General features: G+C 69.9%; 9 protein-coding genes and 1 pseudogene. All 10 read left to right on the top strand.

Annotation, left to right across the window (positions count from 1 at the left end):
- Nucleotides 1-66: 66 nt before the first annotated feature.
- Complete coding sequence (locus tag OZ403_RS25790) at nucleotides 67-3,645, top strand: tetratricopeptide repeat protein (RefSeq protein WP_174258886.1); 3,579 nt, start codon at nucleotides 67-69, stop codon at nucleotides 3,643-3,645.
- Nucleotides 3,645-5,084, top strand: a complete 1,440-nt coding sequence (gene gltE, locus OZ403_RS25785) for an adventurous gliding motility TPR repeat lipoprotein GltE (RefSeq protein ID WP_268782030.1) — start codon at nucleotides 3,645-3,647, stop codon at nucleotides 5,082-5,084. Before OZ403_RS25790 ends, gltE begins: the two co-directional genes overlap by 1 nt.
- Nucleotides 5,085-5,211: 127 nt before the next feature.
- Nucleotides 5,212-5,481, top strand: a complete 270-nt coding sequence (cglF, locus tag OZ403_RS25780) for an adventurous gliding motility protein CglF (RefSeq protein ID WP_140793883.1) — start codon at nucleotides 5,212-5,214, stop codon at nucleotides 5,479-5,481.
- 76 nt (nucleotides 5,482-5,557) lie between these two features.
- Nucleotides 5,558-7,480: an adventurous gliding motility protein GltG gene (gene gltG, locus OZ403_RS25775; RefSeq protein ID WP_140855952.1), complete on the top strand. Its 1,923-nt coding sequence runs from the start codon at nucleotides 5,558-5,560 to the stop codon at nucleotides 7,478-7,480.
- A gap of 106 nt (nucleotides 7,481-7,586) precedes the next feature.
- Nucleotides 7,587-8,216, top strand: a complete 630-nt coding sequence (cglE, locus tag OZ403_RS25770; protein WP_268782029.1) for an adventurous gliding motility protein CglE — start codon at nucleotides 7,587-7,589, stop codon at nucleotides 8,214-8,216.
- A 25-nt stretch (nucleotides 8,217-8,241) separates the two neighbouring features.
- Nucleotides 8,242-8,451 (top strand): hypothetical protein, encoded by a 210-nt coding sequence (locus OZ403_RS25765; protein ID WP_174258885.1) that lies wholly within the window; start codon nucleotides 8,242-8,244, stop codon nucleotides 8,449-8,451.
- Nucleotides 8,418-10,109 carry a DEAD/DEAH box helicase gene (locus tag OZ403_RS25760; RefSeq protein ID WP_268782028.1) on the top strand — a complete coding sequence of 564 codons (1,692 nt, stop codon included), beginning with the start codon at nucleotides 8,418-8,420 and terminating at the stop codon, nucleotides 10,107-10,109. Before OZ403_RS25765 ends, OZ403_RS25760 begins: the two co-directional genes overlap by 34 nt.
- Nucleotides 10,110-10,237: 128 nt before the next feature.
- A pseudogene (locus OZ403_RS25755) lies at nucleotides 10,238-22,518 on the top strand (tetratricopeptide repeat protein).
- A gap of 134 nt (nucleotides 22,519-22,652) precedes the next feature.
- On the top strand, nucleotides 22,653-24,671 hold the full coding sequence (gene gltJ, locus OZ403_RS25750; RefSeq protein ID WP_140855946.1) for an adventurous gliding motility protein GltJ: 2,019 nt from the start codon (nucleotides 22,653-22,655) through the stop codon (nucleotides 24,669-24,671).
- Between the two features lie 239 nt (nucleotides 24,672-24,910).
- The gene (locus tag OZ403_RS25745; RefSeq protein ID WP_237077400.1) at nucleotides 24,911-25,816 is read left to right on the top strand and encodes a hypothetical protein; all 906 of its coding nucleotides are present in this window, start codon (nucleotides 24,911-24,913) and stop codon (nucleotides 25,814-25,816) included.
- Nucleotides 25,817-25,952: the final 136 nt, after the last annotated feature.

Here is a 25,952-nt window from a genome sequence, read left to right as displayed (position 1 = left end):
GATTCCCGGACACTTGCCTACCAAGCAAGCAACCGGGGACGCCGGTGCCCCTCTCCTAGGAAGACCATGCGCCGTTCGCTTCTCGTCTGCCTCGTCCTCCTGGCCACGGCCTCCGCCGCCCAGGAGAAGAAAGCCCCGCGCGATGCCGATCTCGGCCGGAAGTCCGCCACAGCGGTGGACAAGTCCCTGGCTGGCGACATCACCCGTGAAAAGAAGAAAGAAGAGGTCGCTCCCGCGCTCCAGTACGACCAGTTCCGGCTGGGCGTTGAGCTGCAAGTGGCCTCCAAGCGGCGCGAGCAGATCCAGTCGCTGAAGAAGATCATCTCCCTGTCGCCGGATCCGAAGGAGGCCCCCAGCCTCCTGTTCCGCCTGGGCGAGTTCTACTGGGAGGAGTCCAAGTTCTTCTTCTTCGAGGCGAACCGGAAGGATGACGACCTCATCCAGGCCATGAACCGCAACGACGCCGCGGGTCAGCAGCAGGCCAAGTCGGAGAAGGCGGCGTTCATCGCGAAGCAGAAGGAGTACGGCAAGCTCGCGGTGGAGCAGTACACGAAGATCGTCCAGGAGTACCCGAACTTCGAGCGCACCGACGAGGTGCTCTTCTTCCTCGGCCAGTACCTCATGGAGGACGGCCAGGACCGCAAGGCGCTGGTGGCCTTCAAGCGCCTGGTGGAGAAGCACCCGCAGTCGAAGTTCATCCCGGACGCCTACTTCGCCTTCGGCGAGTACTACTTCAACAACTCCAAGGGGAAGCGCCCGGAGCTGGAGAAGGCGCTGGTTGCGTACAAGAAGGCCTCCGAGTTCCCCGAGAACCAGGTGTACGCCTTCGCCCTCTACAAGCAGGGCTGGTGCCACTACAACATGGGCGACTTCGAGTCGGCCAAGGACAAGTTCAAGACGGTGGTGCTCTACGGTGAGCTCGCCGGCGCCAACGCCGTGGAGAAGGACGGCGGCAAGAGCGGCCGCGGCTCGCTGCTGCGCGAGGCGCGCACCGACTACGTGCGGGCGTTCGCGCACCAGGGTGACGTGGCGCAGGCTCGGGCGGACTTCGGCAAGGTGGCCACCAACCCGGAAGACCGCTTCACGATGCTGAAGCAGCTCGCCAACCTGTACTACGGCGATGGCAAGGACCGCGAGGCGGCCATCACCTACAACAGCCTCATCAAGGAGAAGCCGCTGTCCCCCGAGGCTCCTGGCTTCCAGGGCCGCATCGTCGACTGCATCCTCCGAATGGGCAACAAGGAGCGCACCGTGGTCCAGGTGCGCCGGCTCGTGAAGATCATGAAGGAGGTGGAGGGCTCCGGCGTCATCAAGGAGGACAAGGACAAGAAGCTGCTGGCGGAGGCGAAGGAGCTGTCCGAGCGCACGCTGTCCAACCTCGCCGTCACCTGGCACAACGAGGGCAAGAAGACGCGCAACGAGGAGACGTTCCGCTACGCGGACGCGGTGTACAGCGACTACCTCACGCTCTTCCCGGAGAACCCCAAGGCGTACGACCTGCGCTTCTTCTGGGCCGAGCTGCTCAACGACAGCCTGCAGAACTACGACAAGGCCGCCGCCAACTACACGCTCGTCGTGCTCCAGGACGCCAAGGTGCTGGAGGCCAAGGACGACAAGGGCAAGCCGAAGCCGGGCAAGCCGGGCAAGTGGCTGCAGAACGCCGCCTACAACGCGGTGCTGGCCTACGACGAGGTCGTCAAGGCGGGTGAGGCGCGGGGCGAGGGCAAGAGCGAGGCGGTGGGCTCGGACATCACCAAGAAGGCCACCATCCCCACGCTGAAGAAGGCGCTGCTCGACGCGTGCGAGCGCTACCTCAAGTACGTGCCGAAGGGTGAGAAGCGGGTGGAGATCGCCTTCAAGGCGGCCAACATCTACTACCGCCACAACCACTTCGATGAGGCGGTGCTGCGCTTCAGCGAGATCGCGCTGGGCTACCCCGAGTACAAGTTCGAGAACGGCGAGCGCGCGGCGGAGATCTCCGCCAACCTCATCCTCGACTCGTACCACCTGCTCCAGGACTACGCGAAGGTGAACGAGTGGGCGCGGCGCTTCTACGCCAACGACAAGCTGGCGGTGGGCAAGTTCCGCGACGACCTGGCGAAGCTCATCGAGCAGTCGTCCTTCAAGCTCGTCAGCCAGTTGGAGGAGAAGAAGGAGTTCGAGAAGGCCGCCGAGGCGTACCTGGCCTTCGTGAAGGACTTCCCGCAGACGGAGATCGCCGACCTGGCGCTCTACAACGCGTCCGTCGACTACTACAAGGCGAAGCGCCTGGATAAGGCCATCGAGGTGCGCAAGCGCCTGTTCGCCGAGTACCCGCGCTCCAAGCACGTGCCGGACTCCATCTACGCGAACGCGGAGGCGCTGGAGGCCATTGGCGACTTCGAGGATGCGGCGACGACGTACGAGGCCTACGTGCGCGGCTACGAGCGCAGCCTGGGTGAGAAGGGCAACGCCAAGGCGCGCGGTGGCAACAGCAAGAAGAAGAAGGGCGCGGCGGCGGACGACAGCAAGCCCGCGGTGGTGCAGAAGTGGGACGAGTCCAAGGCGCAGGTGGCGCTCTTCAACGCCGCCACCTACCGCGAGGGCCTGGGCCAGGTGAAGGCGGCGCTGCGCAACCGCGAGCACTACCTGACGCTGTGGCCGCGCGCGAAGGACGCCGACGAAATCCGCATCTCCATCATCGACCTGACGGCCAAGAGCGGCGCCGCGTTCAAGGCCATCAAGATGCTGGAGGAATACGAGCGCGACAACATGCGCTCCCCCAGCCGGTTCCTGGCCGCCGAGGGCCGCATCGTCGACCTGTACAAGAAGATGGGCAAGACGCGGGACGTGGCCCGCATGCAAAAGCGAATCTTCGAGCACTTCGACCAGCTGCCCCGCCGCGTGCAGGGTTCGCTGGAGAAGCCGGCGCTCGCAACGGCCGCGCAGGCGCAGTTCCTGTCGGTGGACCTGGACTGGAACGAGTACCGGCGCCTGAAGCTGTACTGGGGTGCTCCGCCGTCGCCGGACCGCTTCAAGGCGAGCATCCAGGACAAGAGCCGCGCGCTCCAGGTGGTGGAGAAGAAGTACGTGCAGACGGTGACGCTGGGCGCGCCCGAGCCCGCCATCTGCGCGCTGCACCGCATTGGCCTGGCGTATGACCACTTCGCCGATCGCCTCATCAACGCCCCCATGCCGCGCGGCCTGGATGAGGAGTCGGAGCAGGCGCTGCGCGACGAGTTCACCAACCAGGCGCAGCCGCTCAAGGACAAGGCGACCGAGGCGTTCTCCGCCACGGTGGCCAAGAGCCGCGAGCTGGACGTCTACAACGACTGCGCCGCGGAGAGCCTGAAGCTGCTGCGCACCACGTACCAGCCGGACCGCTACCCCGACATGCCCGAGGAGAAGGTTGCGCTGAAGGGCCGCGTGCAGCTCATTGGCGGCGACCTGCTGGCCAACATCCAGGACGTGCCGCCGCCGGCGCCCAAGGCGGCGGACGCGCAGCAGGCCCGCGCGGAGACGCTGCAGGAGGACCTCACGGACCTCACCGCGCAGCTGCGCTCGCAGACCGAGACCCAGGTGGACGCCCGACCGGCGGCCACCACCAACGGCGCCACTCCCGCGAAGCAGGGCGGGAATGACGAGGAGCCGGAGGACTTCCTCTAATGAACCGGACGACCCGCACCATGCGCCTGTTCCCCCTGTTGGCGGCTGTCTCGCTGGCCGCCGCCGGCTGTACTTCCTCCAAGGCCACCGGCCCCGCCACGGGCAAGACGGCGGATCCGAACGCCGGCAAGGCGGAGGCCCTGCAGCCCATCTCCAACACGGCCAAGGCCCGCTTCGAGGACGCGCTGAAGGCGTTCGACACGCAGAAGAAGGCCAAGGCCATCGACTACCCGTCGCTGGAGCGGAAGTTCCAGTCCGCGCTGGAGGCGGACGGCAACCTCGCCGAGGCCGACTACAACCTGGGTGTGCTCGCCGAGCGTCAGGGCAAGCTGACCGAGGCGCGCAACCACTACAAGACAGCGCTCACGAAGAAGCCCTCGCTGCGGCAGGCCTCGGAGAACCTGGCCGTGATGGAGCAGAACGCGGGCAACGTCGCTGGCGCGGTTGCGCTGTACCAGGAGGTGCTCCAGCGCTACCCGGATGACGCGCAGTCCCGCGCGCGGCTGGCGGAGATCTACCGGCAGCAGGGGGACCACACCAAGGCCATGGACCTGACGCGCGCCGCGCTGATGCGCGACCCGCAGTCCACCACCGCGCTGAAGGTGATGATCCGCAGCTACCTGGACCGCAAGCAGCTCGCCATGGCGAAGCTGGTGGCCCTGCGCGGCGTGAAGCTGGACGCGGCGGATCCGGAGCTCCACCACGCCGTGGGCCTCATCCTCCTGCAGGAAGGGGACGTGGACGACGCGCGCCTGTCCTTCAAGAAGGCGCTGGAGGTTCGCGAGGACTACGTGCCGTCGCACGTGGAGCTGGCGCAGCTGGCCCTGTCCGCGGAGAACTTCCCGGCGGCCGAGCAGCACCTGCGCCGCATCCTCCAGGCGGACGGGAAGAACGCCGCGGCGCACCTGGGCCTGGGCGTCGCCTACAAGGGCATGGGCCAGTTCGACAAGGCCATGCAGGAGTACGACGAGGCGGAGAAGCTCGACCCCGAGCTGGCGGCGGTTCACCTCAACCGCGCCATCATCCTTCACAAGGTGAAGGACGCACCCGAGCGCGCCTCGGAGCTGTACCGCAAGTACATCGCCATGGCCGGTGGTGAGGTGGCGCTGCCCGCCGAGGCCCCCGTGTACGCCCTGCTGCGCGAGGTGGAGGTCGTCGTCAACGCGAAGCGCGAGGCCAAGTTCGCCGAGGAGCAGGCGAAGCAGATGGAGGAGCTGCAGAAGCAGCAGCAGGCCCAGATGCAGGCCGCGGAGAAGGCGGCCGGGAAGGCCAACCCGCCCGCCACCGCCGCGACGCCGGCGTCTGGAACGGGCGCCGCGCCCCAGGTCGCCCCCGGGAGCGGCAACACGTCGCCGGCGCCGACCCCCGCGAACGGAAACTCCGACCAGAAGAATGCAGGCTCGGCGGAACCCGGGGAGCCGGAAGACGACCTGCTGTGAAAGATGGGACGCCCCCGAGTGCCTTCGCTGTGGCGGGGGCGCGGGGGATGATGCGAACCTTGTGTTTCCCCCTCATCCGGGGATTCGGTGTGCGAAGGGGCCCCCGGGTCCCTTCCGGGAGGCAGTGATGCGGAAGGCGTTGATGCTGTGTGCGGCGCTCGCGGTGACGCCCGCCCTGGCCCAGGACGAGGGCTCCAACCCGGGTGGTTCAGGGGAGGGCAATGTGCGCTATTCCAAGACGACCAACATCGACTTCGAGGACGACACCATCGAGGGCGACCTCACGAAGCCGGATGGCGAGTACATCGATGCGCGTGAGAGGGTGAAGCACTCGAACCTCATCCGCATCCGCGAGGACTTCGAGGACAAGGTGATGCAGTCCGTGGGCGAGCTGTAGCCAGCGCCACAAAGCGGCGGGAACCCACCGCCGCGCGCGTTGTCTGACGCCGTACCCACTTTACGTTGGAGCCCCCATGGCCGTTCCTCTGACACTCAAGGTCTTCAAGGGCGACTCGCTGGTCGCCTCCAAGGACTACGAGCGCGACATCATCAAGATTGGCCGTCTCTCCTCGGCGCACCTGTGCCTGGAGGACGAGAAGGTCAGCCGCATCCACTCCGTCATCGAGGTCGCCAGCGACGGCGCCATGTCCATCATCGACATGGGCAGCGTCGAGGGCACGTACGTCAACGGCAAGCGCGTCACCAAGGGGCTCCTGTCCTTCGGTGATGAAATCCGCGTGGGTGGCACCACCATCCGTCTGGAGAACCCGGCCGCGGTGGCCGCGGTGAACCTGGCGGCCGCGGCGGCCAACTCGGAGGTGGTGACGGAGAAGAATCCGGTCATCGCCGCGCCGGCGCCGGCCGAGGGCCTGGCGCAGGCCGCGGTGGCCGCTCCAGCCGCGGGTGCCATCGACCCGTCCTTCGCCGCCACCCAGCAGAACCCGGTGGCCGCTCCTGCCGAGCCCGCGCCGGCCCCCGTCGTGGCAGCGCCGGAGGAAGCCGCGGCGCGCGTGCGGACGGTTCGCCGCACGAAGTCCAGCGGTCCGTTGGGCGTGGGCTTGCGCTTCGCGTGGGGTGACCAGCGCGTGGGCGAGTTCTTCCTGGCTCCCGGCAGGAAGGGGGCCTTCGTCGTTGGCAGCGCCGCGGGCGTGGACTTCGTCATGGGGGACGCCCGCCTGGGCGCCCCGACGTTCGACGCGGTTCGTTCGGACGGCCAGTCCTTCACCGTTCGCTTCACCGCGAAGATGAAGGGCGAGCTCACCCGCCAGGGCGAGACGCTGGACCTGAAGGCCGTCATCGAGTCCGGCAAGGCCTCGCATGAGGGCGACGCGTACTCGCTCACGCTGGACGCGGATGACTTCGTCTGGGTGGACCTGGGCGGCGTGACGCTCGAGGTGGCCTTCCAGCCGGTGCCCAAGCGCGTCGTGGTGCCGCTGGGCGAGGCGGTGGACTACACCGCGCTCAACATCTTCCTGGTGCTGTTCTTCATCGCGACGGCGTTCGTCATCACCGCGATGAACCGCACGGGCGCGGGGGATGAGTACGCGGACGAGCTGTCGACGGACAACGCCCGTATCGCCAAGCTCATCATCAAGCCGCCGGAGACGCAGAAGAACAAGTTCCTCGAGCGCCTCAACCAGCAGAAGGAGCAGAAGAAGAGCGGGGAGATGGCGGCGAAGAACCGCGGCGACGAAGGTCAGATGGGCAAGAAGGAGGCGCCCAAGACCAACAACCGCACCGCGCCCAAGGGCGACCCGAACAAGAAGGACGAGGCGCGCGCGCTGACGGCGAAGATCTTCGGCGGCGGCAAGGGCGGCATCTCCACGGTGTTCGGCAAGAGCGGCCTGGGCGGCGACCTGAAGAGCGCCATGGGCAACATGTTTGGCGCCAAGGCGGGCAACTCCGGCGGCTTCGGTGGCATGGGGCTGCGCGGCACGAGCGGCGGCGGCGGCGGCACGGGTGACACCATCGGCATTGGCGGCATTGGCACCAAGGGCCGTGGCGGCGGCACCGGCACCTACGGCAGCGGCGTGGGCGTGCTGGGCGGCAAGCAGAGCGTCGACGTGGGCATCACCTCGTCCGACCCGGAGGTCATGGGCTCGCTGGACAAGGAGCTCATCCGCCAGGTCATCCATCGCAACCGCGGACAGATCCGCTACTGCTTCGAGAGCCTCCTCAACCGCTTCCCGAAGCTGGGTGGCAAGGTGGCGGTGAAGTTCGTCATCGCGGGGAATGGCACGGTCGCCTCGTCGTCGGTGGCGCAGACCACGGCGGGCAACGCGGAGCTGGAGACGTGCGTGGCCGGACGCGTTCGCACCTGGAAGTTCCCCGAGCCGAAGGGCGGCGGCGTGGTGGTCGTCACGTATCCGTTCATCTTCAAGCAGTCCGGCGAATAGCGCCGGGTGGCCTTTCTCCGGGTGGGCAGGCCTGACGAAGGTCTGCCCACCGCGCCTTTCCCCGGCTCCCACTCCCCCGAGGGGGCCGGGCCAACGTCAGGACCGCATGAAAGCCCTCGCCTCACTTGCCCTGTGCGCCTCGTTCGTTCTCCCCACGGTCGCGAGCGCCCAGAATTCCACTACTGCTCAGGGAGACCGCCCAGCTGTCACGTTCGATGAAATCGAGCGGGGCATCTACTTCGCGGTGCTCGGTGGGCCCCTGTTCATCACCAACCCGCCGGCGGCCGAAGGCACGCCGCGTCCGTTCTCCTCCGGGCCCATGGCGCAGGTGGAGGTGGGCGTGGACCTGGGCGAGCACGTGTCCGTCGGCCTGTTCATCATGGGCTCGAGCGTGCGGACGAGCGCTCAGTACGTGGGCAACTCCGGCGGCGCGGTGTCGGGTGACTTCTCCACCCTGAGCCCCGGCGCGGTGTTGCGTGCTCGCCTGGTGGGGTTCGCTGACAGTCAGGAAGTGAAGCGCACCTGGTTCTATCTCCGTGCAGGTGCTGGCTATGCGATGTTCTCGCCGCAGCGGCTCCTCCCCGATTCCGACATTCTTGTGTTTGCCGGGCCCGGAGTGGAGTACTACACACGGCTGCGCCACTTTTCCGTGGGGCTCGAGGTGACGGGGCAGTACCTCGTCTCCGGGGGCTCATTCGGGTTCGCGGTGGCGCCGAACATTCGCTACGCGTTCTAGCGGGAGAAAGACGTGCCTCAGGAGAATGGAAGCGGTGGGCCGCGCCCGGGTGGGCGCGGTCGTGACGGGGGTGCACCGGGCCAGGGTCCTCGCCGTGACGGACCGGGCGGTGGTTTTGGTGGCCGTGGCGGGCCCGGACGCGGTGACGGCCGTGGGCGTGGAGATGGCCGTGGACGCGGGCGCGATCGTGAAGAGGGCCCCGTGGGCCCTGGCCAGCGCGTCATCTCCGAGCTGAGCATCCTGGAGAAGGCGCTCTCCAAGACGGATTTCGGGGCGGAGAAGGCGCCGCTGCAGGCCATTGTCCGCTCGCTTCGGCCCATGCGGCTGAAGTCGCTGGACGACCTGGACCTGAACACGCGTGGCCGCCTCATCACCACGCTGCTGCGCGTGCAGCGTCAGCCGAAGCCGGCCGCGCCCGAGGTGCCCGTCGCCGAGGAGGCCGCTGCACCCTCCGAGGCGCCGGCTCCCGTGGAGGCAGCCGCGCCCGCCGAGGGGGAGGCGCCCACCGAGGCAGCCGCCGCCGAGGGTGAGGCCGCCGCGCCCGCCGAGGCTGCTGCTCCCGCGGTGGACTCGGCGCGCGAGAAGTTCGATGCGTGGACGGACGTCATCTTCCTGGTCGGTCAGGCCTGGCGTGCCGCGGGTGATACCGAGCGCGCGGAGGCGGCCTTCGCCGCCAGCGGCCGTCAGCCCGGCCCCGAGGCCGAGGAGCCCGTCGCGGCGCCTCGTTCCGAGGATCGCCGTGAGCGGGGCGACCGTCCCGAGCGTGGCGAGCGCCGTGAGCGGGGCCCTCGGCCCGAGCGCGGTGAGCGTGCCGCTTCGGGTGAGCGCCGGGAGCGTCCGGAGCGCCGCGAGCGTCCCGCCCGGGGTGAGCGTCCGGAGCGTCCGGAGCGTGGCGAGCGTCCGGAGCGTGGCGAGCGTCCGCTGCCGGAGCTGACGGGCACCTGGGACGAGCAGGCGAAGCAGCTTGAGACCATGGGCCGTACCCGCGACGCGGGCCGGCTGCACGAGCGCAACAACTCCTTCGCGGAGGCGGCTCGCCTCTTCGAGGCGGGGGGCGACCTCAAGAGCGCCCTGCGCAACGCTCTGGCCGGGAGCGACAACGACATGGCCCGCCGTCTGGTGGGTACGCTGCCGCCGGATCAGCTCGCGCCCACGCTGGAGAAGGCCGGCGCCTACGAGCTCCTCATGGAGCACTTCGTCGGCAAGGGTGACTTCGAGAACGTGGCCCGCCTCTATGAGCGCGCCCGTCAGTTCGACCAGGCGGCGCTCGCCTACGAGCGTTCCGGGAAGCTCACCCTGGCGCGCAAGTCGTACGAGCGCGCGCGGGATGTCGCCAGCGCCAACCGCATCCGTGGGCTTGAGGTGAAGAGCCTGGTGGAGCGGGGTGATCGGCTCGGTGCCGCCACCCTGCTGGCGGCCGTGGGCCAGCGCCGTGAGGCGGTGGAGGTTCTCAGCCCGCTGCCTCCGCCCAAGGCCTTCCACTTCATGCAGCGTCTGAAGCTGGACGACGAGGCGAAGGAGCTGGCGCAGAAGGAGCTGGCCCGGGCCGAGCAGGAGCAGAAGCCGGCCGGCCGCGCCCGGTGGCTGGAGCTGCTCGGGGACATCGCCGCCGCCGCCGAGGCATGGGAGGGCGCTGGCCGCAAGGACAAGGCGCTCCCGCTCCATGAGAAGCTTGGCAACCTGCCTCGCGCCGCTCAGCTCGCGGAGGAGCTGCAGCAGCGTGACAAGGCCATTGCCCTCTACACCCAGCTGAACGACAGCGCGGGTGTGGAGCGTGCGAAGGCGCTTCCTGAGACGACCGCAACTGCCCAGGCCCCCGCGGCGGATGCGGCGGACGGAAGCGAGGGTGGCGAAGGTGGCGAGACGCCGCCGGACGCTCCCTCGGCCGGGTAGCAAGAAGGCCAATGATTCCCGCCGTTTGGCGGGTTTTGCAGGATTGCTCGGGGGCGCTGGCGACCGGTAGAGTTCCGGTCACTGGCGCCCTCGCTGCTTTTTCTTTCCATTCCAAGGCCCGCCCCTCCATGCAACAGCCCACGCTCTCGTCGCGTCCCACGCTGCGCGTGTCCGATGACCGCACCTTCGTCGAAACCGAAGCGGCACTCGACAAGGCCGGCCGTGTCGAGGAATTGATTCGCCTCTACGAGGGGCGCTCGCGCGATGTCGTCTCCGATGAAGCGGTGCGCCTGCTGTGCCGCGCCGCGGAGCTCGCGCATGATCGGCAGCGCAACACGCAGCGCGCGGAGGAACTGCTCAAGCGCGCGTTGCTGGTGGCGAAGGATCCGCTCCCGGCGCTCCGAGGCCTCAAGCGCCTGCACGAGTCGCGGCAGGATGGCGCCGCGCTGGCGGACGTCCTGGAGCGGCTGGGCGGCGTCACGCAAGGCGAGGAGTGCGCGGGCCACTACCTGAAGGCGGCGGACGTCTACGAGCAGAAGCTGTTCCGGCGCGACCGCGCGGTGCTGTGCCTGCAGCGTGCGGCGCGAGCGAAGCCGGACCGCGCCACCTTCCGGCGCGTGCGTCAGTTGCTGTTGTCGGAGGAGCGCTTCCAGCCGGCCTTCGAGGCCTTGGAGCGCGAGCGCGCGGCGTTGGGTGACGCGGACATGGCGGAGGAGTACGCCGCGCTCGCCGAGCGACTGGTGGACGACCCCACCGAGCATGAACTGGCGCAGCGGGTGGTGGATGTTGCCCATGCGTTGGATCCGCAGAACGCGCGGCTGGAGAAGGCCGCGCGCGCGTTGCAGCGCTTCGAGCAGACGTGGCGTGACCGCGTGCGGATGCTGCGCAGCATGTCGCTGGAGGAGCGCGACCGGAAGAGCGCGGCGCGCCTGTCGCTGCTCGTGGCGAAGCTCTTCGCCTGGTACGACCCGGCTGCGTCGGCGAAGGTGAAGGAGGCGCTGGACCGCTGCTTCCTGCTGTGGCCGGGCATGCCCGAAGGCCTGTCGCTCATCGAGAAGCTGACGCTGCGTTCGGGCGGTGATTTCGCGCCGGCGATTGCGCAGATCGAGGCGATGGCGGGCGAGGTGAAGGACCGCAACGCGCAGGTGGACCTGTGGCTGCGCGTGGGCACGCTGCGCCTTGGCCGGATGAACGACGCGGACGGCGCGCTGGCCGCCTTCGAGAAGGCCGTGGCGGCGGACCCGTCCCGCGCGGACGCGGCCAGCCTGACAGCCGAGCAACTCCTGGAGAAGGGTCGGGCGCCGGAAGCCGTCGCGGTGCTGGAGCGCTACCTGGGCACGGTGAAGGACCGCTCCACCCAGGCGGGCATGCGGCTGCGGTTGGCGGACCTGTTCCTGACGCAGCTCAAGGACGCGGACGCCGCGCGTGAGCACCTGGAAGCGGCGCTGAAGCTGGACCCCACGCAGGCGTTGGCGGCCTTCCAGCTGGCGCGGCTGTTGGCCGAGGACGACGAGCTGGAAGCCGTGGTGCCGCTGCTGGACCTGGCCCTGCTGGCACCGCGTCCGCGCCCGGAGCGGGTGGCCTTCTGCGAAGCGCTCGCGCTGATGTTCGAGGAGAAGGACGACGCGCGCGGGGCCTTCGAGGTGCTGTCGCGCGCCCTGGAGCTGGAGCCGGGCCGTCCGCTGCTGCTGGGCACGGTGGTGGAGCACGCGGAGAAGGCCCAGGTGCAGCCCGCGCTGGCGCTGGCACTGCAACGCGCGGCGGAAGCGGCGCCGGTGGCGGAGGTCGCGGCCACGATCTGGCGGCAGCTGGCCCAGTTGCTCCAGGGCCCCCTGGCGGACCCGTCGCGCGCGGAGGCTGCATGGCGGGAGGTGCTGTCGCGTGTCCCGGGTGACGCCGCAGCAGCGGAGGCGGTGAAGTCGCTGCAGGCGGCCGCGGCGCTCGCGGACGACCCGAAGGCGCGGCTGGAGGCGGACGTGTCCCGGCGCGAGGCGGCCGGCGCGGCGCCCGAGGAGCTGGAGCCGTTGGCGCGCCAGTTGGTGCAGCTCGCGCCAGAGGATGCGGCGGGCGTGCAGCGACTGCAGGCGCTGTGCGTGGCCCAGTCGAAGTTCGACGAGGCGGCGGCGCTCGCGGGGCGGTTGGCGGGCCTGGCGGAGACGCAGCTGGAGCGCAACGAGTGGACTGCGCGCCAGGCGAAGCTGTACGCCGAGAGGCTGGGGCGTCAGGAGGACGCGACGGACCTGTTCCTCGGCCTGCTGTCCGAGAACGTCTCCACCGGCGTGGTGGTGGGCGGACTGGAGCGGCTGGCGGCGGCGGGCATCCGCACAGCGGAGGTGACGGAGGCGCTGGCGGCGCACTACGGGCGCAGCGGCGACCACCAGCGGCAGGTGGCGGCGCTCCAGCATCAGTTGGAGGTGACGACGGAGCCCACGGCCCGCAAGCGCCTCTTCTCGTTGCTGGCCAGCATCCATGAGAAGCAGCTCGCGGACAGCCGCGCGGCTTTTGACGTCCAGGTGCGCGCGCTGCGCGAGGACGCGAAGGACGAGGGCTCCGCGCGGAGGCGCTGAGGCTGGCCAGGGACTTGTCCGCGCACGCGGAGCTGGGGCGCGTGTTGCGCACGCTGGCCTCCGAGTCCGAGGACCCCGCGGTGGCCGTGCCGCTGCTGCTCGAGGCCGCGAGCCTGGCGGAAGAGGGCGCGCTCGCCGCGGAGGCCATCGCGGCGCTGGAAGCGGCGGTGACCCGTGCACCCGAGTCGAACGCGGTGCTGCAGCGGCTGGTGCGTCTGTACGGGCGCGCGGGCCGGTCCGCGGACGCGGAAGGGCTGCTGCGTAAGCGCATCCAGGGCGCGCGTGGGCAGGAGCGGCTGGAGCTGCTGCTTCAGCTGGTGGACCTCAACACGGAGCTGGGGCGCGATGCCCAGGCGGCCGAGGCGCTGCAGTCCGCGCTCTCGCACGGCGCCGAGGAAGGCCGGCATCTGCCGCGCCTGGCGGAGCTGTACGAGAAGGCGGGCCGGACGCGTGAGTTGGGAGACACGCTGGCGAGGATGATTGCGCTGGCCGAGTCCGCGGGTGACGCGGACAAGGTGGCGCGGCTGAAGCTGCGTCGTGCGCACCTGCTGCAGGAGTCGCAGGACGGCAGCGCGGAGGCGGTGCAGAGCTTCGCGGACATCCTGCTCCAGCGTCCCTCGGACCCGGATGCGCTGGCGGCGCTGGAGGCCATGCTCGCCTCGGGCCCGTCGCGCGAGGCGGCTGCGCGTGTGCTGGTGCCGGCCTTCGAGCGCACCAAGGACCACCGCAAGCTGGTGGCCACGTTGGATGTTCTGGCGGAAGTGGCGAAGGACGACGCCGCGCGTGTGCAGTCGCTGCGACACGCGGCGCAGGTGCACCTGACGCACCTGCGGCAGCCGGAGCTGGCCTTCGCGGCGCTGGCGCGCGCACTGCGCCTGGCGCCCGGTGACGCGGGGCTGCGCTCGTCGGCGCGGCAGGCGGCGGAGGACGCGGACTCGCTGGACAGCTACGCGGAGATCATCGCGGAGCTGGCGGAGGAAGGGGACGTCGGCTCCGCGCGACTGGCGCTGCTGCGCGAGCTGGCCGAGGTGCAGGAGAAGAAGCTGGACGACAAGGCGGGCGCGGTAAAGGCGCTGCGCGACCTGCTGGCCATCGAGCCGGGGAGCCTGGACTGCCTGCGCGCCCTTCAGCGGCTGCATCGCGCGGGTGAGGAGTGGGCGGCGCTCGCCGAGGTGCTGGAGAAGCTGGCCGCTGCATCGCCGGAGCCCGCCGAGCAGCTGGCCTTCCTGCGCGAGGCGGCGCTGCTGCACGAGACGAAGCTGATGGACAAGGAGAGCGCCGCGGGCGCCTGGCGCGTCATCGCGGAGCGCGACCCGGCGAGCCGTGAAGCCGCGGCGACCCTGGACCGGCTCTACACCGAGAGTGGCCGTCACTCCGACCTGGCCTGGGCGCTGGCGCTGCGCCGCAACCAGGAAGGGCAGAGCCCGCAGGGGCGTGAAGTCTCCTTCCGTCTGGCGGAGCTCCAGCGCACGGTCCTGGATGACCCGAACGCGGCGCTGGGCCTCTACCGGAAAATCCTGGCCGAGGACTCGGGCCACCCCGGCGCGCGCGCGGCGCTCGAGGCCTGGGTGAAGGCAGCGGTGCCCGCGAGCGGCGCGGCGCTGGAGGTGCTCGACCCGGTGCTGGTGCAGGTGGGCGACCACGCCCGCCGTGTGGCGCTGCGTGAAGCGCGCATGACCTCCGCGCTCACCGTGGAGAAGATCCTCCTCGCGGGAGAGATTCGCCGCATCTACGAGCGCGACATGCTCCAGCCCTCGCTGGCGTTCATGTCCGCGGTGAAGTCCTTCGCGCAGGGGCTGGACCGGGAAGGCGTGCAGCCGGACCTGGAGCGGCTGGCGCGCGAGACGGGCTCGCACGAGGTGCTGGCCGAAATCTACGAGACGGCGGCGACGGAGCTGAACGCGGGAGACCCCGCGGCGCTGGAGTTGTTGCGGCGCTCGGCGGAGCTGCGCGAGTCACTGGACCAGCCCGAAGAGGCCGCGCGGCTGTGGAAGAGCCTGCTGGCGGACGCGCCCCAGGACCGGCAGGCGCTGGAGGCCCTCTCGCGCCTGTACGAGAAGGGGCAGAACGCCAAGAGTCTGTCCGAGGTCTACACGCGTCAGGCGCAGCTCTCCGCCGACCCGGAGGAGCGCGTGGGGCTGCTCCTCAAGGCGGGCGAGGCTCACGCGAACGCGGGTGAAGACGCGAAGGCCATCGAGACGTATCGCTCCGCGCTGGCGCTCCGGAAGGTGCCCGAGGGACTGCTCGCGCTGGAGAAGCTCTACGCGAAGTCTCGGCGCTTCGTGGAGCAGGCGGACGTGCTGGACCAGCTCGCGGATGGCGCCGCGGATGAAGGCGCCCGGCGCAACTGGCTGCTGAAGCGCGCCCAGCTCCTGGAGAAGGAAGTGGGGCCGGCGGAGTCGCTGCCGGTGTACCGGCGTCTGCTGGAGCTGGCGCCCGGTGACGGCCAGGTGGTGGCGGGCCTGGAGCGGCTGATGGCGCACGACGCGCCTCGTGCCGAAGCGGCGCGCCTGCTGGAGCCCGTCTACCGTGGCGTCAACGACACCCGGAAGCTGGTGGAGGTGCTCGAGGTGCTGCTGCCGGGCGTGGCGCCCGAGCGGCGGCTCGAGCACATCCAGGAGATCGCCACCCTGCGCGAGGCGCTGGGGCAGACGTCGCTCGCCTTCGTCGCACGCCTGCGCGCCTTCAACGAGGCGCCGCAGGAAGCCACGGTGCGTGACGAACTGGAACGGCTCGCAGCCGACTCCGGTGCGTTCGAGGAAGTCGCGGCGGCCTACGAGGACCAACTGGAAAGCGGCGCGCAAGAGCCGCTCGCCGGTGACTTGTGGCGGCGGTTGGCGGGCATCTACGACAACCGCCTCAAGCGTTATGACCTGGCCGTCCGTGCGATGGAGGAGATGTCTCGCAGGGACCCGAAGAACAAGTCGGTGTTGGACGCCATCGCCCGGGTCCACCGCCGTACGGGCGCGCACCGTGAGCTGGCGCTCGTCATGCGCCGTCAGGTGTCGGCCGAGTCCAATGCCTCCTCGCAGGTAAACCTGCTCTTCGAACTGGCGCACCTGGCCGAGGAGACGCTGGCGGACAAGTCGCTGGCGGCGCAGTCGTACCGGGAAATCCTCGGCCTGCGGCCGGAGAACGCCAACGCGCTGAAGCTGCTGGGGCGGGTGCTCGCGGAGATGGAGCGCTGGCCGGAGCTGGCGCAGCACATCGAGCGGGAAATCCAGCTCGCCGACGAGCGCGGCGCCCAGGAAGAGGCGTCCGACCTGCGCGTGCGTCTGGGCCGGCTGAAGGTGTCGCGTCTGGACGACCCGCGCGGCGCATTGGAGCTGTACCAGTCCGTGCTGACGCGCCGGGCGGGGCATGCCGGTGCGGTGGGGGCGCTGGAGGAGATGGCGCGCTCGGAGAGCCCGCTGCGTGGCGCCGCGGCCAGTGCGCTGGAGCCCATCTTCGCCTCGGTGGGCAACCACCTGAAGCAGGTGGAGATGCTGGAGTCCCGTGCCTCGGCGGAGGCCGTGCCGCAGGAGCGGGCCGCGCTGCTGCGCCGCATCGCCGAAATCTACGCCGGCTCGCTGGAGAACGCGGAGATGGGCTTCCTGGCCGCCACGCGCGCGCTACGCGAGCTGCCGGATGACCTGCGCTCGTTGGAGTTGTGCGTCGCGCTGGTGGACAAGGCGGAGGCCCCGGAGGAGCTGGCCGCCATCTTGACGGAGGTGGTGGGCAAGGCGGGGGATGCGTCCCGCGCCGAGCTGTACCGCGCGCTGGCCCGCATCCAGACGGACCTGGGCGAGCCCTCCGAGGCGCTGGCGTCGTGGAAGCGCGTCCTGGAGCTGCGGCCCACGGACACCGAAGCGCTGGATGGCACGGTGCGGCTGGTGGCATCGCAGGGCAAGCCCACGGAGCTGTTGGAGGTGCTGCGCCGGCAGCTCGCGGTGGCGGAGGACCCGGCGCGTCGCGCCACGGTGCTCTTCCAGATGGGCACGCTGCAGGAAGAGCAGCTCAAGGACGGGCTGGGCGCGCTGGCCACCTACCGGCGCCTGCTGGAACTGAAGCCGGACGACCTGCCCACGCTGGAGCGCATGGAAGCGCTCTGCCAGAAGCAGGAGCGTTGGCCGGAGCTGGCGGACGCACTGGCCCGCCGCATCGCGCTGATTCCCGCGGAGGAAGGCCTGGAGCTGAAGTTCCGTCTGGCCACGGTGCGGGAGTCGCGGCTGCTGGACCGCACAGGCGCGCTGGCGCTGTACGGCGAGGTGCTGTCCGTGCAGGCCAACCATGCGGGCGCGGTGGGCCGCATGGAGGCGCTGGTGGCCCGTGAGCCGCAGAACCTGCTCGCGGTGGAGACGTTGCTGCGCGCCCTTCGCGCCAGCGGCGACATCACGCGCCTGGCGCAGGTCATCGAGACGCGCGTGGGCGTGTCGGGCGACGCGTTCGAGCGCAAGGCGCTCCTGGGCGAGCTGGCCACGCTGCGGGAGTCCCAAGAGGAGTCGGAGCTGGCCTTCCTGGCGCTCTTCCGCGCCTTCAAGGAAGACCCGAACGACGCCGCGATTCGTGCCCGGCTGGAGAACGCCGCGGATGCGTCCGCCAGCTATGACGAACTGCTGTCCGCGTACGAGGAAGCCCTGCCGCGCGTGGCCGAGGCCGCGGATGCCGCGCAGGTCTGCCTCCGGTTGGGGCAGATGCTGGAGACGAAGCTGCGCGACTCGGACCGCGCCGTCTCCTACTACGAGCGCGCGCGCACGCTGCACCCCACGGTGCAGGAGCCATCGCTGGTGGCGTTGGACAGGCTGTACCTCCAGTTGGAGGCCTGGCCGGAGCTGGCGGGCATCTTGGAGGCCCTGGTCGCTGGCGTGATGGAGCCCGCGGACCGCGTGGGCTACCTGTTCCGCCTGGGCCAGCTCTACCAGGAGCGACTGGACAGCCCGGACCGCGCGGCGGGGGCCTACGAAGGCATCCTGGCGTTGGACCCGGAGCACCTCGCGTCGGCGCGGCTGCTGGAGGGCATCTACGAGTCGGCGGGTGCGTCGGAGAAGCTCTACGGCATCCTGAAGCTCCAGGCGGAGAAGGTGTCGGGCGCCGAGCGCGACCGCGTGCTGGCGAAGATGGCGCAGGTCTCCGCCGAAGGACTGGCGGACCTGGGCGGGTCCATCGAGCTGTACCGCGAGCTGCTGGCGAAGAACGCGCGCAACGAGCAGGCCTTCTCCGCGCTGGAGTCCCTCTACGAGCGCGCAGACCGGCCGCAGGACCTGCGTGAGCTGCTGGAGGGCCGGCTGGCGGTGACGCTGGACCCCCGCGAGGTCGTGCGCCTCAATGAGCGCCTGGGCCGCGTCGTGTACCGCCTGCTGAAGCAGCCGGAACAGGCCGTGCCGTTCTTCAAGGCCGCGCTGGACCGGGATGCACGTCACCGCGGCGTGCTCGACACGCTGCGCGAGCTGTACGACGAGACGGGCCAGCGTGAGGAGTTGGTGGGCGTGCTGCGCCGGCTGATTCCGCTTCAGGAGAGCAGTGACGGCGTGAAGGCGCTGCGTCTGCGCCTGGCGGAAGTCCTGGCCGGCATGGGCCGCCGCGAGGAGTCCCTGGACGCCGCCCGCCGCGCACTGGAGGTTGAGCCTCACCAGGTTCCCGAGCTGGATCGCGTGCACGAGCTCTTCGTCTCACTGCGTGCGTGGAACGACGCGGTGCGCGCGCTGGAGCTGAAGGTGCAGGTGCACCTCCTGACGGAGGAGCGCGAGCAGGCTGTCGCTGCTTACTTCGCGGTGGCGGACCTGTGGGTGGGGCAGGGCGGCAAGCCCGAGCTGTCCTCGGGCGCGCTGGAGAAGGTGCTCGAGCTGGACCCCGCCAACCGCACCGCCTACGAGCGCGCGTGCGACCTGTACCGGACGCACAACGACTGGCGTGCGTACGCCCAGGTGATGGACCGCTACATGCCCCACCTCGTCACGGACGAGGAGAAGCTGGCCGCGCTGCGCGAGCTGGCCCGGGTGCAGGAATCGCGGCTGGGACAGAAGGACGTGGCCTTCCTGGCGCTGTGCCGCGCGCTCCAGTTGGACGCGTCGGACGACACGCTGCGCGAGGAAGTGGAGCGGCTGGCTGACGAGACGGGCAGCCACGAGGAGCTGGCCGCCGTCTACGAGGAGGTCGCCGACGAGCTGCCGCGTGGCGCCCTGGCCGAGCGGCTGTACGCGACGCTGGCGCGCGTCCACGACACGCACCTGGATGACCCGCAGGCGGCGGAAGCCGCGTTCCGGAAGATTCTCGAGTTCGACCCGACCAACGCGACCGCGCTGGATGGGCTCGCCGCGGTGTTCCAGCGGCGCGGCCGTCAGCGTGAGTACGTGGTGGCGCTGGAGCAGAAGCTGGAGGCAGCCGGCTCCATCGAGCAGCGCAAGGGCATCCTCCGCGAGATTGCCCGCGTCTGGGACGAACAGCTGGAAGACCCCGTCGAGTCCGCCAGCGCGCTGCTGCGTGCGTTGGAGCTCGAGCCCGACGCGGAGACGCTCGGCGTGCTCACCGCGCTGTACCGCCGTCAGCGGTCGTGGCCGGACGTGGCGTCCACGTTGCTTCGGGCCCGGGACCTGGCGGACAGCATCGAGGAACGCGCGCGCATCCAGGTGGAGGTGGCGGGCGTCTACGAGCGTGACATCGGCGACGACGAGTCGGCGGTGGCCGCGTACCGGCAAGCGCTGGAGCTGGACCCCGTCAACCGCGAGGCGCTGGAATCGCTGGAGCGGCTCCACACGCGGTTGGACCACCCGGCGGACCTGCTCGCCATCTACGAGCGGATGCTGGAGCTGAGCGAGGACTGGCGCGAGAAGATTCGCGTCCTCTTCCGCAGCGCGACCATCTGGGAGGACAAGTACCAGAACCCGGCGAACGCGGACGTCTGCGTGGAGAGCGTGCTCGCCATCGACCCGCAGAACGTCCAGGCCATCAAGACGCTCATCCGGCTGCGCCGGGCGCAGGCGCGGTGGGAGGACCTCATCGCGGCGTACGAGCGGCAGCTCGCGCTGGCCGTCAGCCCGCAGGAGCAGGCCGAGCTCTACGTGGACATCGGCAATGTCCAGTACCAGCAGCTCAAGGCGCTGGACCGCGCGGTGAACAACTACCACGCGGCGCTCGCGGTGGACGCCGAGTGCCGTCCGGCGTTGCACGCGCTGGGCACGATGTACGAGCGCAGCGGCAACTGGCCCTTCGCGCTGGAGATGCTGTCGAAGGAGGCAGAGCTCGCCGGGCAGTCGAAGGACGCGGTGGAGCTGTACTACCGCCTGGGCAAGATCAACGAGGACATGCTGATGGACACGGGCAGCGCCCGGACCGCCTATCAGCAGGCGCTCGCGGTGGACCCCGGGCACCTGCCCAGCATCCGCGCCCTCAAGGGCATCCAGGAGCAGGAGAAGGACTGGAGCGGCTACGAGCAGACCCTTCGTCAGGAGGCGGAGCAGACCGAGGACCCGGCCGCCAAGGGCCGCGCGCTGCTGGACGTCGCGCGCTACCACGCGGAGACGCGCGAGGACCGGGACACCGCCACCGGCTACTGGAAGGAAGCGCTGAAGCACATCCCGGACAGCCTGGAGGCCGCGCGCCCGCTGTCGGATGTGTACATCGCGCACGAGGACTGGGCGTCCGGCGAGCGGATGTTGGACATCGTCACGCGGAAGATGGCGGAGATGGCGATGGCGGAGAAGGACTCCGTCTCCGCCGCGGACCTCTGCCGTCAGCTCTACCGCTTGGGCTACGTGGCGGAGAAGCTGGGCAAGCGTGACAAGGCGCTGGGCTGCTACGAGAAGGCCTACGAGCTGGACGCCACGTACCTGCCCGCGCTGGAGGGCTACGGCAACCTGCTGGTGCAGACGCGCCGCTATGAAGGCGCGCTGAAGGTCTTCCAGACCATCCTCATCCACCACCGCGAGGAGCTGACGGACCTGGAGGTGGTGGAGGTGTACTGGCAGCTCGGCGACATCCACGCCGCGCTGAGCCAGACGGACCGCGCGCAGAACCACTTCGAGAAAGCGCTGGCCATCGATCCGGGCCACGAGCCGACGCTGCGCGCGTTGGTGGCGCTGCTGGAGAAGCAGGGCCAGTACGAGAAGTCCGCGGAGCTGCGGCAGCAACTGGTCGGTGTCCTCGAGGGCGAGGCCCGCGCGAAGGTGTGCCTGGAGCTGGGCCGCATCGCGCGTGACGAGCTGCACGACCCGTACATGGCCATTGACGCCTTCACCAACGCGCTCAAGTCCCAGCCGGACGCGCCGGAGGTGATGGACCAGCTCTACGTGCTGCTGCGTGAGACGCGTCAGGGCCAGAAGGCGGCGGACGTGCTGGCGCGCATGCTGGCGCTTCCCGCGCTGGGGCTGGAGCCGCACAAGGCCAAGCGCGTCTGGTTCGCGCTGGGTGAGCTGCGTCGCGATGACCTGAAGGACGTGGAGGGCGCCACCGAGGCCTTCAACGCCGCCCTGGACCTGGACCCGCGCTTCGTGGAGGCCTTCAGCGCGCTGGAGGCGATGCTCGGCGCGGCGCGCCAGTGGAAGCAACTGGAAGAGAACTACACGAAGATGCTGGGCCGGCTGCCCAAGACGCCGGAGACGCACGTGGCGCGCATGGCGCTGTGGCGCGCGCTCGGCGACCTGTATCTCCAGGTGCTCAAGCACCCGGAAGGCGCGGTGGCCGCCTACGGCGTGGCCGCCAAGGGCCTGCCCGACGACGCGGTGGTGCAGGAGGCCTTCGCGGACCTCGCCGGACAGATGCCGGGCCGGGAGGACGAGGCCATCGCCGCGCTGCGCCGCGCGCTGCCGAACACGACGGACCCGCGCAAGGTGGTGGGCGCGCTGGTGCGTCTGTCCGCGCTGCGCAAGAACTACGATGGCGCCTGGCTCGCGGCGCAGGCGGTGTCCGGCCTGCTGGGCGAGGCAGGGGAGGACGAGCAGGAGATCCTCACCAAGCTGGGGCCCTACGCGAAGAACAAGGAGAAGGTGGAGCCGCGGCCGCTGAACGACCAGCTGTGGCACAACCACCTGTTCCACCCGAAGGCGCGCGGCCCGTTGGCGGAGCTGCTGGGCCTCCTCTTCGCGAAGGTGGGGCACCTGTATGCGGTGCCGTCCCAGCAGTACCAACTGGTGCCCAAGCGCCACCGCATCGACGTGGCCAGTGCGCCGGAGTACCACGTCCACCACTACCGGTACGTGGCGCGCGTGTTGGGCATGGAGGCGGTGGAGCTGTACTCGCCCTTCCTCGTGGCGACGCGCGAGCGGATGGCGAAGCGCTCCAACGAGCCGGCGCCCGAGCCGCTCATCAACGTGGAGCTGCTCCAGACGCACCCGGCCTCGCTGCGCGTGGGCGGCAAGTACTTCGCGGAGCAGGGCCAGAAGGAGGTCTACTACCTCCTGGGCCGCACCCTGGCGCTGGCGCGCTCCGAGCTGGCCTTCAGCCAGCGCGTGGCCCCCGAGCGGTTGGAGGCCATCCTCCAGGCGGCGTTGAGCCTCGTCGTTGGCAACGTGCGCATCGCGGAAGCGCAGCACCTGGTGGAGCCGGAGCGTCGGCTGCTGGAGCGGAGCCTCAACGAGCCGGACCGCGCGGCCCTGGCGAAGGCGGCGCGTGCCTGGTTGCCCACCGCGACGCCGCAGGCCGTGCGGCAGTATCTGGAGGGCGCGGAGCTCACCGCGGCGCGGGCGGGTCTGCTCGCTGCGGGAGAGATGGAGCCGGTGCGCCGCATGGTGCAGGGCGAGACGGGCTCCGCCTTCCGCGTCCCGGTGCGCAACAAGCTGCGGGAACTGTTGGTGTTCGCCACCTCCGAGGACCTGCATGAGCTGCGCGTCGCCGTGGGTACGCACGTGGAGGTACAGGTGCGCAGGTAGGGACAGACCCCGACGTGGGGTTCGTGCGTTAAAAGGCAGGCGGGCGGACTTGGCTCCGAACCTTGACCCCTCCGGCTGCCACTTCTACGATTCAGGCGGGATTTCTCCCGTCATTTCCGAGGCTTACGGGAACGATGCGTTTCGTCTGCGACAGCTGCCGCGCGCAGTACATGATCAGCGACGACAAGATTGGCCCCAAGGGGGTCAAGGTTCGTTGCAAGAAGTGCGGCCACACCATCACCGTGCGTCCCGCTGGCGCGACGGCCGCGAAGGACTCCGCGTCTGAGTCTTCGACCTCCGAGGCTTCCGCCTCGACTGACGCGGGCAAGGGGAGTGACGCGTCCGCCGCCACGATGCCGGCGACGCTGGGCACGCCGCCCGAAGGCGGTCTCTTCACCGACGTGGAAGAGGACGAGATTGGCGCCGTCTTCGACCAGGTGCTGAGCTCCGGCACGCAGAAGATTCCCACCGAGGCCGCGAACGAAGCCGCCGCGCGCGAAGCGTCCGCGGAGAACGTGCGCAAGCTGGCCGAAGCGGAGGCCGAGCCGGACAAGGAAGAAGCCAAGGGCAACGCGGCGGCGCACGAGTGGTACGTGGCCATCGACGAGAAGCAGGTCGGCCCCTTCAACGTGGAGAAGGTCAAGGACCTGTGGGACCGCGGCGAGGTGGGCCCGGACAGCCTCTGCTGGCGCTCGGGCTTCAGTGATTGGATTCCATTGTCGGAGACGGCGGAGTTGGCGTCAGTGCTGGCGCCGCGGCCCTCCAAGCCCGTCATCGTCGCGCCCGAGCCCGTGTCCGGCTCGACGCCCACGGTGTCCTCAGGCCCCGTGCAGTCCGCCTTCAGCGCGGGCAAGGGGGCGCGTGGTGATTCCGGACCCGCGGGCGCTTCCGAGGAAGCCGTGGGCTGGAAGCCGTCCGCGGCCAGCGTGCTGGCCTCGCTGGTGAAGGAAGAGAACGACGCGCTGTCGAAGCCGCCTCCGACGCCCGCGCCCGCCCTGGGCCGGGAGCCGGTGTCGCAGTCGCGACTGCTGGACGTGCCCATGCCGCCGCCGGAGCCGGTGTCCTCGCCGTCCCTGCGGGGCGCGGAAATGCCGATGGCGCAGCCCATGGCCGCGCCCATGGCGTATGGGCAGCAGCCCGTGCAGCAGTATCAGCAGCCGGCGCCCATGCCGTATGGGCATCAGCCCGGGCCGCAGTATGCGCAGCCCATGCCCGCACCGTACCCGCCGCAGCCGAGCTACCCGGTCGCCTATCCTCCGCAGGGTGGGGGCAAGGGCAAGACGGGGCTCTTCGCTGGCATTGCCGCGGGGCTGCTCCTGGTCGGTGGTGGCGCCGCGGCGCTCTTCCTGAAGGGCGGGTCTGGCGCGGACGCGGCACCGGCGAATCCCCCGGTCGTCGCGGCGGCGCCCGTGGCCACACCGACGCCGCCTCCCAGCATCCCTCCGGCGAACACAGCCCCCGTGGCGGCCGCCCAGCCGCCCGTGAATCCCGCGACGCCGCCTCCAACCCCTCCGACGGAGGTGGCTGCGGCGCCGGTGAATACGCCTCCGCCGGAGACGCCGCCCCCGGCCGTCGCGGCGGCGCCCGCGGCCACGCCGACGCCGCCTCCGGTTGAAACGCCGAAGCCCGCGGAGACGGCGGTGGCGAAGGCGGAGCGCCCCAACAATCGACGCACCTCGTCGTCGTCCTCTCGCAGGGAGGACCCAGAGCCGCGCGCGTCCGCGCCGGCGCGTACGGAGCGGCCCTCGTCGAACGATTCGGATGATGACTTTGACGAGCTCTTCGGCACGAAGAAGTCGGCCCCGGAGGCGAAGCCGTCCTCGGCGCGTCCGACGGCCTACGTCCCTCCCGAGCCGGGGGGCGGGGTTCCGGACCGGCTGCAGCAGTCGGACATCATGGCGGTGGTGCTGGCCAACAAGCCGGCCATCGTGAAATGCGTCAACGAGCAGAAGAAGAAGGACCCGTCGTTGAGCGGCAAGCTGGTGATGCGCTGGACCATCCAGACGAGTGGCAAGACGAGCGCGGTGTCGTGCCGCACGGATGAGTTCCGCACCACCTACATGGCGAGCTGCATCTCCGGGCTCATCAAGAGCTGGTCCTTCCCGCGTCACAAGCGGCAGGGCGAGCCCATCGACTTCCCGTTCACCTTCTGAAAGGTGGGGAGCGTCCACTGAGGCTATCGCGACATGAACGTCGCGATGGCCTCCGCTCCCGCTGTCTGCTTGCGCGAAGGGTGAATTTCGTGGCCGAGCAGCCGTCCAGGTGGCGTCGACACTCGTTGACACGTCCGGACGGGGGGGACTAAGCCTCACTTGCTCGCATGGTTGTTGGGGCCTGTAGTCAGTGGCCGGAGGCCCCCCGGGCGGCGTTCCAAACAAGAGGAAATCTCAACATGCAGCTTCGCAAGATGATGTTGGTGCTCACTGCGCTTGGCGCGATGAGCGGTCTCATGGCTGGTTGCGGTGACGACTCGACGTCCCCGGGCGCGTGCACCAGCAACGACGAGTGCGGAGAGTCGGAGATCTGTCACCCGACCGCCCAAGTCTGCGTGCAGACCTGTAACTCTGGTTCGGACTGCCCCTCCACGGCGAAGACCTGCGCCCCGCTGGGCGGCACGTCGACCACGAGCATCTGCCAGTGCTCCACGGACGTGCTCTGCAACGGTGGCACGGACTCCGAGTCCACGGGCCTGGTCTGCTCCGACCTGGACAACGTCTGCGTGACGGCCTGCACGTCCAACGCCGAGTGCACCGGCGACCGGACCTGCAACGTGAGCACCGGCCAGTGCGAAGAGGGTGACACCCAGCCCACGAGCTGCTCCGGCGAGGGCCGCTCCACTTGCGCCCACGGCCAGATCTGCTCCAGCGGCACCTGCTCCGCGCCGCCCGCGCCGACGTGCCAGAACTACAACGAGTTCCCGAACAAGGCGGACCTCGGCACCACGGGCCCGATCATCTACAAGGTCGATTTCGTGAGCGCCACGACGGAGGGCACGCCCGGGACGTTCTGCGCTTCAAGCAGCGCGCCGAAGCGCCTCCGCATCCGGGTTTCGGCCTACTCCGCCACGCCGTTCCCCCAGACCTCTGCCGAGCTCAGCGACTTCTTCTACATCCTGACGAACGGCGGCCGTCAGAACGCGCCGGTGAGCAGCTCGTCGGGCAACTACACCGTGAGCGGCACGAACCGTGACCAGGCTCAGATCACCGTGAGCCTCTGCGTCGCCGCCGACAGCCGGACCAACTCGTCTGGCTTCTACTTCAAGGACGGCAACTTCGCCTGCTTCCAGTCCAACTACTAGTCGGCGGTTGGCTGGATGTGGTGCATGGCCCCACCTGGGAATCGCCAGGTGGGGTCAGTCGTTGTGGGTGTGTGGTTCGGCGCCCAGAAGCAGCTTACTCCGGATGAATTTCACTGACGATTCGGGCGTCTAGGGT

Source organism: Myxococcus sp. NMCA1 (assembly GCF_026810205.1).
GTDB lineage: Bacteria > Myxococcota > Myxococcia > Myxococcales > Myxococcaceae > Myxococcus > Myxococcus xanthus_A.
This window is presented reverse-complemented; position numbering and strand designations above follow the sequence as displayed.

What these genes read in the sequence shown, in the direction of transcription:
- OZ403_RS25790 (WP_174258886.1), top strand. Translation starts at nt 67, where the DNA reads ATGCGCCGTTCGCTTCTCGTCTGCCTCGTCCTCCTGGCCACGGCCTCC.
- gltE (WP_268782030.1), top strand. Translation starts at nt 3,645, where the DNA reads ATGAACCGGACGACCCGCACCATGCGCCTGTTCCCCCTGTTGGCGGCT.
- cglF (WP_140793883.1), top strand. Translation starts at nt 5,212, where the DNA reads ATGCGGAAGGCGTTGATGCTGTGTGCGGCGCTCGCGGTGACGCCCGCC.
- gltG (WP_140855952.1), top strand. Translation starts at nt 5,558, where the DNA reads ATGGCCGTTCCTCTGACACTCAAGGTCTTCAAGGGCGACTCGCTGGTC.
- cglE (WP_268782029.1), top strand. Translation starts at nt 7,587, where the DNA reads ATGAAAGCCCTCGCCTCACTTGCCCTGTGCGCCTCGTTCGTTCTCCCC.
- OZ403_RS25765 (WP_174258885.1), top strand. Translation starts at nt 8,242, where the DNA reads ATGGAAGCGGTGGGCCGCGCCCGGGTGGGCGCGGTCGTGACGGGGGTG.
- gltJ (WP_140855946.1), top strand. Translation starts at nt 22,653, where the DNA reads ATGCGTTTCGTCTGCGACAGCTGCCGCGCGCAGTACATGATCAGCGAC.
- OZ403_RS25745 (WP_237077400.1), top strand. Translation starts at nt 24,911, where the DNA reads ATGCAGCTTCGCAAGATGATGTTGGTGCTCACTGCGCTTGGCGCGATG.